The following is a 16,753-nucleotide window of genomic DNA, read 5'->3' on the forward strand; positions in this document are numbered from 1 at the left end:
TCGGCGGCATGACGCGCACCCTCCAGCTCGCAGTGATCGCCGGTGACGGCATCGGCACCGAGGTCGTCGAGCAGGGGCTGCGCGTGCTCGACGCGGCCGTCGCCGGCAGCGACGTGACGGTCGCGACCCGCGCGTTCGACCTCGGCGCCCGCCGCTGGCACGCGACCGGGGACACCCTCACCGAGGAGGACCTGGCGGCGATCCGCGCCCACGACGCGATCCTGCTGGGCGCCATCGGCGACCCGCAGGTGCCGTCGGGTGTGCTCGAGCGGGGTCTGCTGCTCAGGCTCCGGTTCAGCCTGGACCACTACGTGAACCTGCGTCCCGGGCGGCTGTACCCGGGGGTCACCTCGCCGCTGGCCGACCCCGGCGAGGTGGACTTCGTCGTCGTCCGCGAGGGGACCGAGGGGCCCTACGTCGGCAACGGCGGGGCGCTGCGCGTGGGCACCCCCGCCGAGATCGCCAACGAGGTCAGCGTCAACACCGCGTTCGGCGTCGAGCGGGTCGTGCGCGACGCGTTCGCACGGGCCGCCGCCCGTCCGCGCCGCAAGCTCACGCTCGTGCACAAGCACAACGTGCTGGTGCACGCCGGCCACCTGTGGCGCCGGACGGTCGAGGCCGTCAACGCCGACTTCCCGGACGTCACGGTGGACTACCTGCACGTGGACGCGGCGACGATCTTCCTGGTCACGGACCCGTCGCGCTTCGACGTGATCGTCACCGACAACCTGTTCGGCGACATCCTCACCGACCTCGCCGCGGCGATCACCGGCGGGATCGGTCTCGCGGCCTCGGCCAACATCAACCCCGACACCGACGCCTCCGGTGCCGCGGTCGCCCCGTCGATGTTCGAGCCCGTGCACGGCTCGGCGCCGGACATCGCCGGGCAGGGCAAGGCCGACCCGACCGCCACGGTGCTCTCGGTCGCGATGATGCTGGACCACCTGGGGCTGCCGGACGCGTCGGCCCGCGTCGAGGCGGCCGTCGCGGCCGACCTCGCCGAGCGGGCGGGGTCGGCGGGGTCCGGTGGGCGAGTACGGTCGACGGCCGAGGTGGGCCGGGACCTCGCCGCGCGCGTCGCCGGCTGACCCTCGCCCCGGGCGCCCCGGCGCCCGGTCCTCGGCCGTCACCACCGGTACCGTCAGCAACGACCACCAGGTGAAAGGCCCCGCACCATGACCTCCTCCGACGCACCGTCGACGACCGTCCTCGACGCCGAGGCCGCGTACGCCGTCCGTCCCCACCCGTCCCCGCTGCCCGAGGCCGACCGGCAGGCGGCCCTGGCCGAACCGAGGTTCGGCACCGTCTTCACCGACCACATGGCGCGGGCCACCTGGACCGCGGGCGCCGGCTGGCACGACCGCCGGGTGGAGCCGTACGGCCCGCTCCAGCTGGACCCCGCAGCCGCCGTCCTGCACTACGGGCAGGAGATCTTCGAGGGGCTCAAGGCCTACCCGCACGAGGACGGCTCGGTGTGGACGTTCCGGCCGTGGGCCAACGCGGACCGGTTCGCCGCCTCCGCGCGCCGGATCGCGCTGCCCGAGCTGCCGCGCGAGGACTTCCTGGCCGCGCTGACCGCACTGGTCCGCACCGACTCGGCGTGGGTGCCCCGCGGCGAGGAGATGAGCCTGTACCTGCGCCCCTTCATGTTCGCCTCGGAGCGATTCCTGGGCGTGCGGCCGTCCCTGGAGGCGGAGTTCCTGGTGATCGCCTCGCCGGTCGGCCCGTACTTCGCCGGCGGTGTCCGGCCGGTGTCCATCTGGGTCGCGCAGGACTTCCACCGCGCCGGCGCCGGCGGGACGGGCGCGGCGAAGTTCGGTGGCAACTACGCCGGCAGCCTGCTGCCGCAGGGGGTCGCGCACGCCAAGGGGTTCGACCAGGTCTGCTTCCTCGACGCGGCGACGAACAGCACGCTCGAGGAGCTCGGCGGGATGAACGTCTTCGTGGTGCACGCCGACGGCCGGGTCTCCACCCCCGAGCTCACCGGCACGATCCTGGAGGGCGTCACGCGCTCGTCGATCCTGCGGCTGCTGTCCGACGCCGGTCACGAGGTCGCCGAGCGGCGCATCCCGCTGGCCGAAATTACGGCGGGGATCGCCGACGGGTCGGTGGCGGAGGTGTTCGCGTGCGGCACCGCGGCGGTCATCACGCCGATCGGGCGCCTGGCCGGTGCGGACTTCGACCTCACCGTCGGCGACGGGACGTCCGGGGCCGTCACGACGCGCATCCGCGCCCAGCTCACCGACATCCAGTACGGCCGTGCGGCGGACCCGCACGGGTGGATGCACCGGCTCGCCTGACGCCTCGCCCGGCGTCCGAGCTCCCCGGCCCCCTCACCACTCCCGCCGAGTGCGACGTTCTCCACCGCTCGGCGCCCGCGACGGGTCCACGAGGTCGCACTGGGCCGGGGGGCCGGGGGCGGGGAGGCGAGCACCGCGCGACCGGATGCTGGACACCGTTCTCACGTGCCGGACGGTGTGCCATGATGACGTCATGCAGCACCCGCTCCTCATCGTGTAGCGCGTTCGGCCCACCCGCCGAACGCGCAGACCCTCCGCACCCCGGGGGGTCTTTTTGTTGCCGGGCACCACCCCCGCCCGGCAGCGGTCGACCGTTCCTCCGGGCACCATCCCCGCCCGGCCGCCGGCCGACGTCGACCCCGCAGTCACCTGGAGATCCCCGTGACCGACACCAGCTCGCCGCCGCCGGCGTTCCACGTCTACGACACGACCCTGCGCGACGGTGCGCAGCAGGAGGGCATGAACCTGTCCGTCGCGGACAAGCTCGCGATCGCCCCGCTGCTGGACGAGCTCGGGGTCGGGTTCATCGAGGGCGGCTGGCCCGGAGCCATCCCCAAGGACACCGAGTTCTTCGCGCGCGCGGCGAAGGAGCTCACGCTGCGCCACGCACAGCTGGCGGCCTTCGGGGCGACCCGCAAGCCCGGGCTCCACGCCGGGGCCGACCCGCAGGTCCGGGCGTTGCTGGACTCGCAGGCACCGGTCGTCACGCTCGTCGCCAAGAGCGACATCAGGCACGTCGAGCGCGCTCTGCGCACCACGGGCGAGGAGAACCTCGCGATGATCGCCGACACGGTCGCCCTGCTGGTCGCCGAGGGACGCCGGGTCGTGCTGGACGCCGAGCACTTCTTCGACGGGTACCGCTTCGACCCCACGTACGCGATCGAGGCGGTCCGGACGGCCTTCCGGTCCGGCGCCGAGGTCACCACCCTGTGCGACACCAACGGCGGCATGCTGCCCGACGACGTCCACGCCGTGGTGACCGCGGTGCGCGGCGCCGTCGGGCCGGTCGGCCGGCTCGGGATCCACGCCCACAACGACTCCGGGTGCGCGGTCGCCAACTCCCTGGCCGCCGTCGCGGCGGGGGCCGACCACGTGCAGGGGACCGTGAACGGGTACGGCGAGCGCACCGGCAACGCCGACCTCATCGCCGTCGTGGCCAACCTCGAGCTCAAGGCGAACCGCGCTCTGCTCGCCGGCGGCGCGCTGCGCGACGCGACCCGCATCGCGCACGCGATCAGCGAGATCACGAACATCAGCCCGTTCGCCCGGCAGCCGTACATCGGCGCCAGCGCCTTCGCGCACAAGGCCGGCCTGCACGCGAGCGCGATCAAGGTCGACCCCGACCTGTACCAGCACATCGACCCGACGCTGGTCGGCAACGACATGCGCATGCTCATCTCCGACATGGCCGGCCGGGCGTCGATCGAGCTCAAGGGCCGTGAGCTGGGGTTCGAGCTCGAGGGGCAGGCGGACCTGCTCAGCCGGGTCACCGACCGGGTCAAGCGCGCCGAGGCGGAGGGGTACACGTTCGACGCCGCCGACGCGTCGTTCGAGCTGCTGCTGCGCGAGGAGGTCGACGGCTCCCGGCTGGCCTACTTCGACGTCGAGAGCTGGCGCGTCATCGTCGAGACCATGCCCGGGGCGCCGCACGAGGCGAACGCCGAGGCGACCGTCAAGCTCACCGCCGGCGGCCAGCGGGTGGTGGCGACCGGTGAGGGCAACGGCCCGGTCAACGCGCTGGACCACGCGCTGCGGCAGGCGCTCGTGCGCTGCTACCCCGAGATCGAGCGTTTCGAGCTCATCGACTTCAAGGTGCGGATCATGGACACCATGCACGGCACCGACGCCGTGACGCGCGTCCTGGTCGAGACGATGGACCAGGGCGCGGAGACCACCTGGCGCACCGTCGGCGTCGGCCCGAACGTCATCGAGGCGTCGTGGGAGGCGCTGGTGGACTCCGTGGTCTACGGCCTGCTCAAGGCGGGCGTCGAGCGGTCCGCCTGAGGCCGACACCGACGCCCACGGCGGCGTCCGCGTCGGGTGCGGCCCGGGTGCGAGCGCCGGTGTCGGCCGGGGCGTGGACCGGTGGCGCGGTCCGGAGGGCCCGCGCGGCCTGCCTACGATGGCGCCCGTGACCAGCGACGCGACCCCCGACCACACCCGCGACGGCGTCCTGCGGGGCGCGTACAAGGTGCCGGGCGGCAAGCTCGTGGCGGTCGACGTCGAGGTCCGGGACGGGCTGCTGGCGCGGGTGGCGCTGAGCGGGGACTTCTTCCTCGAGCCCGACGACGCCCTGGGCCGGATCGACGCCGCACTCACCGGCCGGCCCGAGGACCTCACGGTCGCCGCGCTGACGCAGACCGTGACCGGGGCGCTGCGCCCGACGGACACGCTGGTCGGCTTCACCCCGGAGTCGGTGGCGATCGCGGTGCGGCGCGCCGTCGGTCGCGCCACCTCCTGGGAGGACCACACGTTCGCGGTCATCCACGAGCCCGCGCGCCCACCGGTGCTGCACGCCGCGCTGGACCAGGTGCTCGCCGAGGAGCTCGCCGCCGGGCGCCGCGGTCCGACCCTGCGGTTCTGGGAGTGGGTGGACCCGGCCGTGGTGATCGGCTCGTTCCAGTCGCTGCGCAACGAGGTGGACCTCGAGGCAGCCGCCCGGTACGGCGTCGACGTCGTGCGGCGCATCTCGGGCGGTGGCGCGATGTTCATGGAGGCGGGCAACTGCATCACCTTCTCGCTGGTGGTGCCCGCGTCGTTGGTGGACGGGCTCACCTTCGAGCAGTCGTACGCGTTCCTCGACGACTGGGTGCTGGGCGCCCTGGCCGACGTCGGCGTGCGGGCCTCGTACGCCGGGCTGAACGACATCGCGTCGCCGGCCGGCAAGATCGCCGGTGCCGCGCAGAAGCGGCTCGTGGGCGGCGCCGTCCTGCACCACGTGACGATGGCGTACGACATCGACGCGGACAGGATGACCCAGGTGCTGCGCATCGGCCGGGAGAAGCTGTCCGACAAGGGCACCCGCAGCGCCGCCAAGCGCGTGGACCCCGTGCGCTCGCAGACCGGGCGGCCGCGCGAGGAGGTCATCGCCGCGTTCGACGCGCACTTCCGGTCCCGGTACGCCTGCGTGGACGGTGCCGTCCGGCCCGACGAGCTGGCCCGCGCCGAGCGGCTCGTGGCCACCAAGTTCGCGACGTCGCAGTGGACGGCGCGCGTCCCCTGACGGCGACGCCTGGCGAACGGGGCGGGTCGTCACCCGCCACGACCGATCAGCTGCGTCGGTCGATCACCACGAACGAGACGACGCCCACCACGATGAACACCCACGGCAGCGCGCCCAGGACCGCCTCGGCGTCCGCCCCGAAGAGCGTGGCGAGCATCGCGACGGGGGCGGCGACGAACGCCGAGACCCCCACGGCCGCCGCGGCGCGCTGGTAGACCAGCCGGTCGCGCTCGTCGGGCTCACCACCCACCACGCGCGACGCGGTCGCCGCGTCCGCTCCGCGACGGACGCTGCGCACCCGGGCCAGCGCCGCCAGCGCGAGCACCAGCAGCCCGCCGGTGAGGAGCCCCGCGGCGGTGTCCCGCTCGCCGCCCGCCGCGGTGACCGCCGCGAGGACCAGGACGACCCCGAGGCCGGCGAGCACCGTGCCCCACCAGACCAGGCGGCGGGTGCGGGCATCAGGCGTCGACATGGAAGATCTCCTCGATGGTGGTGCCGAAGTAGCGCGCGATCGCGAAGGCGAGCGGTAGGGACGGGTCGTACCTGCCGGTCTCGAGCGAGTTGACGGTCTGCCGGGACACCCCGAGCTCGACGCCGAGCGCTCCCTGCGACAGGCCGGCCTCCTCGCGCAGCCGGCGGATCTCGTTCCTCATGCGCCGACCGGCTGCGCGCCGCCCGGCACGGCGTCGCGCGTGCGCCGCGGCGTGAGCAGGAGGACGCGCAGATCCACCAGCACGTGCAGCAGCATCGGGACCAGCAGGCTCCCGGTGCCCAGGTACAGGCCGGCGAACACCGCGCCGGCGAGCCCGGTGGCGACCATGCCGGCCGGCCCCTGGTAGGCGTGCGCCAGGCCGAACACCACGGCAGCGAGGACGACGACGACGCGGGGGCCGGCGGTGGGCAGCACGAGCGCCAGGGTCAGCACGACGATCCCGCGGTAGGTGACCTCCTCGGTGACCCCGGCGGTGACCGACAGCGCGGCCCACCCGCGCCGTCCGCGGGGGGTGGTCGGGAGCAGGGGGGCCAGCGCGGTCCCGCCGGCCAGCGGAAGCGTGGCGGGGCCGTCGCCGCGTCGTGTGGCCGCACGTGCGCGGGCGGCGACCCGCAGCACGACGACGACGAGCAGCGTGCCGACCAGCAGGCCGACCAGCATCCCGGCCGCCGTCTCACGGTCCACGCCGCCGTCGCCGTCGGTCACGACAGCGGGCGACGCCCCCCGCCAGACCGAGGAGCCGAGTCCCGCCAGGTCGGGCCACCGCAGGCCCAGGGCCGCCGGACCGACCCCCGGCAGCACCGTGACGAGCGCGACGGCGACGGCCGCCCACAGCCACCCACCGCGGGCCCAGCGCCGGTAGAACCGCACCCGTGCGCCCTCGGCGCCGACCCGGTCGTCGCCGTGGGTGGCCAGCTCGGCCAGCAGTCGGCGGTGGTCGCGCAGGCCGAGCACCGGGTCGCTCACCACGAGGGCGACGACCGCGGCGACCAGGGCGAGCGTGGTCAGCGTGGGGACGTCGAGGGACTGCAGGGTCTGCAGGGTCGTGCTCACGTCGGTGCCTCCGGTTCGGTCGGACGCCGCCCGGCCACGAGCCGGGGACCCGTGGCAGTCAAGGAGCCTTGACAGCGGTGCGGGTGACAAGACTCCTTGACACCTACTCCACTGTCAAGCGTCCTTGACCCTCTCGTCTCGCGAGTGCGACCTCGTGGACCGTTCGCGGGCCCGGAACGGACCGGGACGTCGCACTCGACGTGGGCGGGGGCGTGGTGCGTGGTGGGAGGGGAGGGGGAGGGCGGGGGTGGAGCGGTGTTCAGGCGGGCGGGGGGCGGGTGCCGAAGACGGCCGTCCCCACGCGGACGAGGGTGGAGTCCTCGGCCACCGCGAGCTCGAGGTCGCCGCTCATGCCCATCGACAGCTCGCGGGCGTCCGCGGTCCCGGCGGCCCCGCACGCCAGGACCGCGTCCCGCAGCTCGCGCAGCAGCGCGAACCCGGCGCGCACGACGGCGTCGTCGGGGGAGCGCGCGCCGATGGTCATCAGGCCGCGCAGCCGCAGGCCGGGCGTCGCGGCGACCGCCACGGCGCGACCGACCGCGTCGTCGGGGTCGACGCCGTACTTGGTCGGCTCGCCGGACACGTTGACCTGGACGAGCACGTCGAGCGGTCGGCCGGTCGCGGTGGCGCGGGCGCCCAGCCGCTCGGCGAGGCCGACCGAGTCGACGCTCTGCACGCAGGTGGCCCACCGCAGGGCCGCGTTGACCTTGTTCGACTGCAGGTGCCCGATGAGGTGCGTCTCGGTCGCCAGGTCGGCCAGCTCGGGACCCTTCGCGACGAGCTCCTGCACCCGGTTCTCACCGATCACCACGGCCCGCCCGTCCAGCTCCCCGACGGCGGACAGCGCGGCGCGCACCACCCCGGCCGGCACCGTCTTCGTGGCGAGCAGCAGCCGCACCGAGCCTTCGGGACGTCCGGCGGCGCGCTCGGCGCGGGACAGCCGTGCGTGCACGGCCAGCAGCCGGTCGCGGACCGCCGCCCCCTCGTCGGGCGCCTCCGGCGCCTCCGGCGCCTCCGGCGCGTCGGGCGCGTCCGGCCGGTCGGTCACGCGTCGTCCCGGGCGATGGCGGCGACGACCGCGCCGGTCAGCGCGACGAGGTCGCCCGGCGCCAGCTCGACGTCCAGCCCGCGCCGGCCGCCCGAGACGAACACGGTGTCGAACAGCTCGGCCGTCTCGTCGACCACGGTCGGGTGCGCGGTGCGCTGGCCGAGCGGGGAGATGCCGCCCAGGACGTACCCGGTGACCCGCTCCGCGACGGCGCGGTCGGCCATCACGGCGCGCTTGCCGCCGACGGCGTGGGCGAGCGCCTTGAGGTCGAGCATGCCGGTGACCGGGACCACCGCGACGGTCAGCTCGCCGTCGACGGAGGTCATGAGCGTCTTGAAGACCTGCTCGGCCGGGACGCCGAGCACCTGCGCGGCCTCGAGCCCGTACCCCAGGTCGCTCGCCGGGTCGTGGTCGTAGGCGTGGGCGGTGTGCCGGACGCCGGCCGCCTCCAGCGCGACGAGCGCGGGCGTGCCCGCGTGCGCGGACCGTGACTTCTTGACCACCCCGGCAGCGTAGGGCAGCGCCGGCGCGCGTCCGGCTCAGACCGCGAGTCCCACCGCGGTCCCCACGCCGTAGGTGATCCCCATCGCGAGTGCGCCGCCGACGAGGTTGCGCACGACGGCGGGCCGGCGCGCCGCCCGCCCCAGGCGCGCCGACAGCGCGCCGGTGAGCGCCAGCGCGGCGAGCACCGCGACGAAGGTCACCGGGACGCGGGCGGCGACGGGCGTGGTGAGCGCGGCCAGCAGCGGCAGCACACCCCCGACCAGGAAGGCGGCGAGCGACGCCACCGCGGCGTGGCCCGGGTCGACCAGCTCGTCGGGGTCGATCCCGAGCTCGACCGTCGCGTGCGCACGCAGCGCGTCGTGCTCGGTCTGCTCGACGGCGACCGCGCGGGCGAGTGCAGGGGACAGTCCCGCCGCGCGGTGCAGCGCCACGAGCTCCTCGAGCTCCTGCTCGGGGTCCTCGGCGAGCTCCCGACGCTCCAGGTCGAGCAGCGCGCGCTCGGAGTCGCGCTGGCTGGACACCGAGACGTACTCCCCGACGGCCATCGACAGCGCACCCGCGGTCAGCGCGGCGGCGCCCGCGATCGCGAGGGCCGGCCGGTCGCTGGTCGCTCCGGCGACACCGACGACGACGCCCGCGACCGACACGATGCCGTCGTTGGCGCCGAGCACCGCGGCGCGCAGCCGGTTCAGCCGTGCGGCCGTGCCCGGGTGGTGGGGTTCGATCCTGCTCGTGGCGGCTGCCAGTGCGTTCATGTCACCAGGCTAGGAGCCCGCGCCCCGGACGTCACCGAAGGCCAGGCTGGCCTCACCGCGGACATCACCGCAGGTGAGGGCACCCTTTGCGGGTGCGGTCCCCACCGGGTCGCCGCCGGGTCCCCACCGGGTCGCCGCCGCGTCCACGCCGGGTCCCCGCCGGATGCGCGCCGGGGCATCGCGTCGCGGCTGCGGTGCCCCGGGGCCGGCGCTACAGCCGGCCGACGGCGGTCACGGTGAGCACGACGTGCCCGGCGGCGTCGCTGGCTGCGAGATCCACGACGGCGTCGATGCGCCAGTCGTGGTCGCCGGCGGGGTCGTCGAGGACCTGGCGAACCTCCCAGGTGCCGCGGGCGTGCGGCGGCCGCTCGGTGATCTGCAGCAGCGCCGGTCCGCGCGCGTCGGGGCCGATGCCGATCGCGTCGTGGTCGTCGTAGTAGGGGTCGAGCGCGGCGACCCATGCGTCGGCGTCCCACCCCGCGGCGCCGTCGAGCGCGCCGAGGGCGCGGTAGTCCTCGCGTGCGGCCAGGTCGACGCGGCGGAACATCGCGTTGCGCACCAGGGCCCGGAAGGCGCGGACGTTGGCGGTGACCGGACGGGCGGACTCGTCCTCGGTGTCCAGCCCCGGCACGGCGCCGGCGGCGTCGGCCCCGGCGTCGTCGGGGTGGCTCAGCCGCTCCCACTCGTCGAGCAGGCTGGAGTCCGTGCGGCGCACCAGCTCACCGAGCCACTCGACCAGCTCGGCCAGCTGCTCGGTGCGGCCCTCCTCGGGGACGGTCTGGCGCAGCGCCCGGTAGGCGTCGGCGAGGTAGCGCAGCAGCACGCCCTCGGTGCGCTCCAGGCCGTAGAAGGAGACGAACTCGGCGAACGTCATCGTGCGCTCGACCATGTCCCGGACCACCGACTTGGGGGACAGCTCCAGGTCGGCGACCCACGGGTTGGTCTGCCGGTACGTGGCGAACGCCGCCGCGAGCATCTCGGCCAGCGGCTGCGGGTGGTGGATGTCCTCCAGGACGGCCATCCGCTCGTCGTAGTCGTACCCCTCGGCCTTCATCGCGGCGACGGCCTCGCCGCGCGCCTTCTTCTCCTGCGCGACGAGCACCTGCCGGGGGTCGTCCAGGGTCGCCTCGATGACGGACACGGTGTCCAGCGCCGCCGACGGCGACTCCGAGTCGACCAGCTCGAGGGCAGCGAACGCGAACGGCGACAGCGCCTGGTTCAACGCGAAGTTGGCCGGCACGTCCACGGTCAGCCGCACCGTGCGTCCGCCGCCGTCGGGCCGCGGCACCCGCTCGACGACGCCCGCCGCACGCAGCGACCGGTACACGGCGACCGCCCGGCGCACGTGGCGCCCGCGCGCCGACTCGGGCTCGTGGTTGTCCGTCAGCAGCCGCGTCATCGCCTCGACCGGGTCGCCCGGCCGGGCCAGCACGTTCAGCACCATCGCGTGCGACACCGCGAAGCTCGACGTCAGCGGCTCCGGGTCGGCGTCGCGCAGCCGCTCGAAGGTCTTGTCGGTCCAGTTCACCGCACCCTCGGGCGCCTTCTTGCGGACGATCTTCTTGAGCTTCTTCGGGTCGTCCCCGGCGCGCTCCAGGAGCTTGCGGTTCTCGATGACGTGGTCGGGCGCCATGACGACGACCTCGCCGACCGTGTCGTACCCGGCGCGACCGGCGCGGCCGGCGATCTGGTGGAACTCGCGCGCGGTCAGGTGCCGCATCCGCACGCCGTCGTACTTCACCAGCGACGTGAGCAGCACGGTGCGGATCGGGACGTTGATCCCCACGCCGAGAGTGTCGGTGCCGCAGACGACCTTGAGCAGGCCCTTCTGCGTCAGCCGCTCGACCACCCGCCGGTACTTGGGCAGCATGCCGGCGTGGTGGACGCCGACGCCGTGGCGCAGCAGCCGCGACAGCGTGCGCCCGAACCCGGGGCCGAACCGGAAGTCCCCGAGCTCGGCGGCGATCTCGTCGCGCTGCTCACGGGTCGCGACGTTGGTGCTGAGCATCGCCTGGGCGCGCTCGACCGCCGCGGCCTGCGTGAAGTGCACGACGTAGACGGGCGCCCGCCGGGTCCGGACGAGCTCCTCGATGAGCTCGTGCAACGGCTCGACGGAGTAGGCGAACGTCAGCGGGACCGGCCGCTCGGCGTGCGCCACGACGGCGACCGGCGCGCCCGTGCGGCGCTCGAGGTCGTCGGCGAAGAAGGTGACGTCCCCGAGCGTGGCCGACATCAGCAGGAACTGGGTGCGCGGCAGCTCGAGCAGGGGCACCTGCCACGCCCAGCCGCGCTGCGGGTCGGCGTAGAAGTGGAACTCGTCCATCACGACCTGGCCGACATCGGCTCCCGCCCCCGCGGTGTGGCCCCCGCTGCGCAGCGCCTGGTTCGCCAGGATCTCCGCCGTGCAGCAGATGATCGGGGCGCCGGGGTTGACCGCGGAGTCGCCCGTCATCATGCCGACGTTCTGGGACCCGAACGCCGCCACGAGCGCGAAGAACTTCTCGCTCACCAGGGCCTTGAGGGGCGCGGTGTAGACGGTGCGCCGGCCCTGGGCGAGCGCGACGAAGTGCGCGGCGATCGCGACGAGCGACTTCCCCGAGCCGGTCGGCGTGGCGAGGATGACGTGCGAGCCCGTGACCAGCTCCATCAGCGCCTCGGTCTGCGCGGGGTAGAGGGTCAGCCCCTGGTCGGACGCCCAGCCGACGAACGCCTCGTAGAGCGCGTCCGCGTCCTGCGGGTCGGCGGGGATGCGCTCGGCGAGCGAGCGCGTGGCCAGGGTGGTGCTCGGGTCGGGGCTCATCGGTGCCCATTGTCCCCGCTCCGGGCGCGGGCGGTGGTGTCGGTGCCCGCGGAGCCGCCGGGGTGGGTCCCCGCCGGGCCGCGCGTGGAGCCGCCCGCGCTGCCGGCCGCCGGTGCGGGCGCGAGGCCGCCGGCCGCGAGCAGGAGCGCCGCGCCGGCCCAGAACGCGCCGTGGCCGCCGGCGGCCCCGGCGAGCGCGCCGGCGGCCACGGCACCGACCGCCTGCCCCGCCGTCAGGACGATGAACAGGGTCGCGGTGGACTGCCCCGCCGCGCCCGGGCGCAGGACGCCGGCTCAGGCGATGAGCACCCCGCTGAGGGCGGTGTACGCGCCGCCGAGGAGGGCGGCGGCGACCGCGGCGGTCGGCACGTGGCCGGGGGCGACTGCCGGCGCGGCGGTCCCGGCCGCGCCGCCGGCCACCAGCACGCCCAGCGCGAGCACGGGAGCGGACCACGACGCCGCGACGACACCGGCCCCCGTCGCGGCGTGGGCGGCGGCCAGCCACAGGACCCCCGTGCGCCGCGGCGCTCGATCAGCCGGTGCGACGCCAGAGCGCTCATGCCAGAGCGCTCATGCCGTGGGCGGCGAAGCTCCCGGCCGCGATGACCCCCGCGGTGGAGGTCGCCAAGGAGAACTCCGCCGCGAGCTGCGGCAGCTGGAGCCCGTAGCCGTAGCGCACCTGGGACGGCGTCCTCCAGCGGTGCGGCGCCGACCCCGACCAGCGCGCCCGAGGCGACCGGCGCCGCCGACCCCGGCGCGCTGGCCGCGGAGCTGCTCCTGCTCTACGACGGCGCCCTGGCGGCTCGCGCCCGGCAGGCCATCACGGCGGGGGACGGTCCGCCGGCCCCGGTGCCGGCCCGTGCGCTGGCGGCGGCCGCGATCGCCCGGCACCGCGCCCCGACGTCGCCGTCGGCGTCCTCGGCAGCGTCCTCGTCGACCTCCGCCGGGACGCCTGCGGGTGGCGACCGCTAGCGTCCGTCCATGGCGACGACCAACGCTTCGCGGCGCGGCCCGAAGATCAGCAACGACGTGTACGAGGCCGAGCTGTTCCGGCTGCAGGCCGAGCTCGTGAAGGTCCAGCAGTGGACCCGGCAGACCGGGGCGCGCATCGTCGTCGTCTTCGAGGGCCGCGACGCCGCCGGCAAGGGCGGCACCATCAAGCGGGTCAGCGAGTACCTCAGTCCCCGCGTCGTGCGGATCGCGGCGCTACCCGCGCCCACCGAGCGCGAGCGCGGCCAGTGGTACTTCCAGCGCTACATCGCCCACCTGCCCGCGGCCGGCGAGATCGTGCTGTTCGACCGGTCCTGGTACAACCGCGCCGGGGTCGAGCGGGTGATGGGGTTCTGCACCCCGGACGAGTACGCGCGCTTCATGCGTCAGACGCCGGTGTTCGAGCAGATGCTGGTCGAGGACGGGATCCTGCTGCGCAAGTACTGGTTCTCGGTCTCGGACGCCGAGCAGCTGCGGCGCTTCCGGTCCCGGCTGGACGACCCCGTGCGCCAGTGGAAGCTCAGCCCGATGGACCTGGAGTCCATCAACCGGTGGGAGGACTACTCCCGCGCCAAGGACGAGATGATGGCGCACACCGACGTCCCGGCCAGCCCCTGGTACGTGGTGGAGTCCGACCTCAAGAAGCACGCGCGGCTCAACATGATGTCGCACCTGCTGTCCACGATCCCGTACCGGGACGTGCCCACCGCGGCGGTGGAGCTGCCGCAGCGCCCGCCCGCCTCCGGCGGCTACCAGCGGCCGCCCCGGGAGCAGTCGACCTACGTCCCCGACCACGTCGCGGCGCTGATGGGCGACCCGGAACGGGACGCCTGAGCCGTCACCCCGACGCGCTCAGCACCCCGTCGCACACGGCGAGCAGGCGCTCGCGCAGCACCGCCGACCGCTCGGCGAACTCGCGCTGGCGCGCCACGTACTGCGCCTTGCCCGCCGCGGTCTCGATCGCCACGGCCGGCTCACCGAGCGAGCTGACGTCGTACGGGGACGCCTGCATGTCGAGCGTGCGGATCTCGCGGGCGACCGTGAAGCAGTCCAGGAGCAGGTCACCGGGTACCGCAGGTCCGAGCTTGAGGGCATGGCGCAGGCAGTCCATGTTCGCGTGCAGGCAGCCCGGCTGCTCGGTCGCGGTCTGGGTGGCCCGGGTCAGCGGCAGCCGGTTGCGCCCGACGGCGTCGGGGGTGAAGAAGCGGAACGCGTCGACGTGGGTGCACCGCAGCGGGTGGGCCTCCAGGACGGCGTCGGTCCCCTCGCGCCCGAGCCGCAGCGGCAGCGAGTGCCGCCGGCGGCTGTCGTCCTGCCGGTAGACCATCGCCCACTCGTGCAGACCCAGGCAGCCGACCTGCGCGGGGCGCGACGCCGTCGCGGCGAGGAGCGTGCGCAGGTAGCGGACGGTGTCACCCCGGTCGGCGAGGAACGCCGGGACGTCCAGCGTGACGCCGTCGTCGACCGTGCGGTACCAGCGCCACGAGGCGTGCGTCGCGACCTCGTCGCTCGAGCCGGCCAGCACGACGCCGACGCCGGGGTGCCAACGGCGCAGAGGCGCCGGCTTGACGCCGTAGTAGTCGTACATGAAGTCGTCGATCGGGTGCCGCTCACCGCTGGACCGGCGCTCGCGGTAGGCGGCGGTGAGCGCGTCAGCCCGGGCGGCGTGCGCCTGCGCGAGCGGCGCCCACTCGCTCGCGGGCAGCACGACGTCGCCCGTCGTCGGTCCGGTCGCGGTGGTCACCGCCTCAGGGTAGGCGGGCGTCGTAGGGTCGGGCGCAGCCACCCACGACCCCGGGAGCACCGAGTGACCACCGACCGGCCGGACGACGTCCGCTCCCTGCTGCGCTCGCTGCGCGTGTTCGAGGGCCCGCTGCCCGCCTTCGACCCCGACGACGTCGCCGACACCCCGGACGCCATGTTCGTCCGCTGGCTGCGGGAGGCGGCCGACGCCGGCGTCCGCGAGCCGCACGCGGTCACCGTCGCCACCGCCGACCCGGCCGGCCGCCCGTCGTCACGGGTGGTGGTCCTGCACGACGTCGTCGACGGTGCGTGGCGGTTCGCCACCGACAGCCGCAGCCGCAAGGCGCTGGACCTGGCCGCGAACCCGCAGGGCGCGATGTCGTTCTACTGGCGCGAGCAGGCGCGACAGGTCCGCCTGGTCGGGACCGTCCGGTCGCCCGGGGCGCAGGCGTCGGCCGCGGACTTCCTCGCCCGGTCGCCCTCGTCGCGGGCCGCCGGCCTCGCCACCCGTCCCGGGCAGCGGCTCGGCTCCGTCGGCGAGATGCGGGCCGCGATGTCCGCCGCCGAGGACCGCGTGGCGCGCGAGCCCGGCACGGTGCTGCCCCAGTGGCTGCTGCTCGAGCTCGTGCCGGACGAGGCGGAGTTCTGGCAGGGCGACCCCGGGCGCGCGCACACCCGGGTCGTCTACCGGCGCTCCCCGGACGGCTGGACCCGCGAGCTCGTCTGGCCCTGATCCGGCGCCGGGGCACCGGCCGGCCGCGGCGGGGCGACCCCGCCGACCGGACCGGGGTGCGGCCCGCCGCCGGGGCCCGACGGCGGGCCGTCGGTCACCATCGCGGCGACCCGGGTGGAGACCTCGTGCAGGCCGCGCTCGAGCGGGCCGCGGCCGAGCAGGCGGCGCCAGAGCGTCGCCAGCAGCACCGTGACCACGAGGAAGGCGACGTGCACCCCGACGCGCGGCTCGCGGACGACCTGGGGCCCGAGCACCGCGATGACCACGATGTGCGTGCAGTACGCCGTGAGCGCGAGCGCGCCGGTGGCCGCGATCGGCGCGACGGTGCGCGGCCACCGGTCGGCCACCCACAGGCAGACGACCAGCACCACGAGCGCGACCCCGATGTTGCCGGTCACCTCGACGGTGGAGTCGGCGTGCGGCTCGACGCTGAGGAAGGCCAGCACGCCCGCCGGCTGCCCCGCGGCCAGCGCGGTGCCCAGCACGCCGCCGCCGTACCCGACCACCGCCAGCGCGACCCCGGTCGCCAGCAGCCGCCCCCGCAGCCGGCCGGAGCGCAGGTCGCTGCGGCCGACCGCGAGGCCGGCCAGCACGTACGCCATCCAGATCACCGCGGGGTAGTACCCGGCGATCAGCAGCTCCAGCAGCCCGGTCGGCGGATCTCCCGCCGCCGTCAGGGCGGCCACCAGCGGGAAGCAGATCGCCGGTCCGCCGACCGCGACGGCCGCAGCCAGGGTGACCAGCACCGCCGGGGGCAGCCGCAGCGCCGGCAGGGCGAGCGCGAACAGCACGCCGTACGACGGCAGGATCACCGCGATCGGTGTGCCCAGCGCCGTCAGCACCGTCCCGAGCAGCAGCAGGACGGCGCCACGGACCAGCACCCGCACGCGCACCCGGCGCACGGCCGCACCGTCCGGCGCGACCGGACCGCCGCTCAGCAGCGCGATCGAGAGCCCGGCGAGGACGGCGAACAGCGCCGACGAGCGCCCGTCGACGATCCCCAGCCACCCGTCCGTGGACCACAGGTCCGGTCCGATCACCCCGACGTGGGCGCTCATCATCCCGAGCACCGCGAGCCCCCGTGCGACGTCCACGCCGCGGATGCGTTCCAC

At 75.2% G+C, this 16,753-nt stretch carries 17 protein-coding genes; 6 read left to right on the forward strand and 11 right to left on the reverse strand.

What is annotated here, in order from left to right; all coding sequences use genetic code 11:
- Positions 1-8: 8 nt before the first annotated feature.
- The 4 genes from Q0840_RS07090 (at position 9) to Q0840_RS07105 (ending at position 5,523) form a co-directional block, all read left to right on the forward strand.
- A complete protein-coding gene (locus tag Q0840_RS07090) occupies positions 9-1,088 on the forward strand; it encodes a 3-isopropylmalate dehydrogenase (protein ID WP_298458037.1) in 1,080 nt (359 codons plus the stop codon).
- Between the two features lie 87 nt (positions 1,089-1,175).
- Complete coding sequence (locus Q0840_RS07095) at positions 1,176-2,300, forward strand: branched-chain amino acid aminotransferase (protein WP_298458040.1); 1,125 nt, start codon at positions 1,176-1,178, stop codon at positions 2,298-2,300.
- Between the two features lie 381 nt (positions 2,301-2,681).
- Complete coding sequence (gene cimA, locus Q0840_RS07100) at positions 2,682-4,304, forward strand: citramalate synthase (RefSeq protein WP_298458042.1); 1,623 nt, start codon at positions 2,682-2,684, stop codon at positions 4,302-4,304.
- A gap of 169 nt (positions 4,305-4,473) precedes the next feature.
- On the forward strand, positions 4,474-5,523 hold the full coding sequence (locus Q0840_RS07105; RefSeq protein ID WP_298458516.1) for a biotin/lipoate A/B protein ligase family protein: 1,050 nt from the start codon (positions 4,474-4,476) through the stop codon (positions 5,521-5,523).
- A gap of 46 nt (positions 5,524-5,569) precedes the next feature.
- On the opposite strand, the gene Q0840_RS07110 is transcribed toward Q0840_RS07105, so the two are convergent.
- From Q0840_RS07110 to Q0840_RS07150, 9 genes are all read right to left on the reverse strand, one after another.
- Positions 5,570-5,995, reverse strand: coding sequence for a hypothetical protein (locus tag Q0840_RS07110; protein ID WP_298458045.1), 426 nt, complete (start codon positions 5,993-5,995; stop codon positions 5,570-5,572).
- Positions 5,982-6,176, reverse strand: coding sequence for a helix-turn-helix transcriptional regulator (locus Q0840_RS07115; protein ID WP_298458046.1), 195 nt, complete (start codon positions 6,174-6,176; stop codon positions 5,982-5,984). Before Q0840_RS07115 ends, Q0840_RS07110 begins: the two co-directional genes overlap by 14 nt.
- The gene (locus tag Q0840_RS07120; RefSeq protein WP_298458047.1) at positions 6,173-7,069 is read right to left on the reverse strand and encodes a CPBP family intramembrane glutamic endopeptidase; all 897 of its coding nucleotides are present in this window, start codon (positions 7,067-7,069) and stop codon (positions 6,173-6,175) included. Before Q0840_RS07120 ends, Q0840_RS07115 begins: the two co-directional genes overlap by 4 nt.
- Before the next feature lie 259 nt (positions 7,070-7,328).
- Complete coding sequence (locus Q0840_RS07125) at positions 7,329-8,027, reverse strand: YggS family pyridoxal phosphate-dependent enzyme (protein ID WP_298458519.1); 699 nt, start codon at positions 8,025-8,027, stop codon at positions 7,329-7,331.
- A gap of 86 nt (positions 8,028-8,113) precedes the next feature.
- Complete coding sequence (gene ybaK / locus Q0840_RS07130) at positions 8,114-8,620, reverse strand: Cys-tRNA(Pro) deacylase (protein ID WP_298458049.1); 507 nt, start codon at positions 8,618-8,620, stop codon at positions 8,114-8,116.
- A gap of 36 nt (positions 8,621-8,656) precedes the next feature.
- On the reverse strand, positions 8,657-9,376 hold the full coding sequence (locus tag Q0840_RS07135; protein ID WP_298458050.1) for a VIT1/CCC1 transporter family protein: 720 nt from the start codon (positions 9,374-9,376) through the stop codon (positions 8,657-8,659).
- Positions 9,377-9,587: 211 nt separating this feature from the next.
- Positions 9,588-12,176 (reverse strand): RNA helicase, encoded by a 2,589-nt coding sequence (locus Q0840_RS07140; RefSeq protein WP_298458051.1) that lies wholly within the window; start codon positions 12,174-12,176, stop codon positions 9,588-9,590.
- 293 nt (positions 12,177-12,469) lie between these two features.
- Positions 12,470-12,616 (reverse strand): hypothetical protein, encoded by a 147-nt coding sequence (locus Q0840_RS07145; RefSeq protein ID WP_298458052.1) that lies wholly within the window; start codon positions 12,614-12,616, stop codon positions 12,470-12,472.
- Between the two features lie 115 nt (positions 12,617-12,731).
- Positions 12,732-12,854 (reverse strand): hypothetical protein, encoded by a 123-nt coding sequence (locus tag Q0840_RS07150; RefSeq protein WP_298458054.1) that lies wholly within the window; start codon positions 12,852-12,854, stop codon positions 12,732-12,734.
- Between the two features lie 302 nt (positions 12,855-13,156).
- On the opposite strand from Q0840_RS07150, the gene ppk2 reads away from it, so the two are divergent.
- Positions 13,157-13,999: a polyphosphate kinase 2 gene (ppk2, locus tag Q0840_RS07155; protein ID WP_298458055.1), complete on the forward strand. Its 843-nt coding sequence runs from the start codon at positions 13,157-13,159 to the stop codon at positions 13,997-13,999.
- 4 nt (positions 14,000-14,003) lie between these two features.
- Here ppk2 and Q0840_RS07160 read toward each other — a convergent pair whose 3' ends face one another.
- Positions 14,004-14,873 carry a 3-methyladenine DNA glycosylase gene (locus Q0840_RS07160; RefSeq protein WP_298458521.1) on the reverse strand — a complete coding sequence of 290 codons (870 nt, stop codon included), beginning with the start codon at positions 14,871-14,873 and terminating at the stop codon, positions 14,004-14,006.
- 99 nt (positions 14,874-14,972) lie between these two features.
- On the opposite strand from Q0840_RS07160, the gene Q0840_RS07165 reads away from it, so the two are divergent.
- On the forward strand, positions 14,973-15,641 hold the full coding sequence (locus Q0840_RS07165) for a pyridoxal 5'-phosphate synthase (RefSeq protein WP_298458056.1): 669 nt from the start codon (positions 14,973-14,975) through the stop codon (positions 15,639-15,641).
- Here Q0840_RS07165 and Q0840_RS07170 read toward each other — a convergent pair.
- Entirely contained in the window at positions 15,593-16,753 is a 1,161-nt protein-coding gene (locus tag Q0840_RS07170; protein WP_298458057.1) for a DUF418 domain-containing protein, read from the reverse strand. The genes Q0840_RS07165 and Q0840_RS07170 overlap by 49 nt on opposite strands.

Origin of the sequence: uncultured Cellulomonas sp. (assembly GCF_947494015.1) — a bacterium.
GTDB lineage: Bacteria > Actinomycetota > Actinomycetes > Actinomycetales > Cellulomonadaceae > Pengzhenrongella.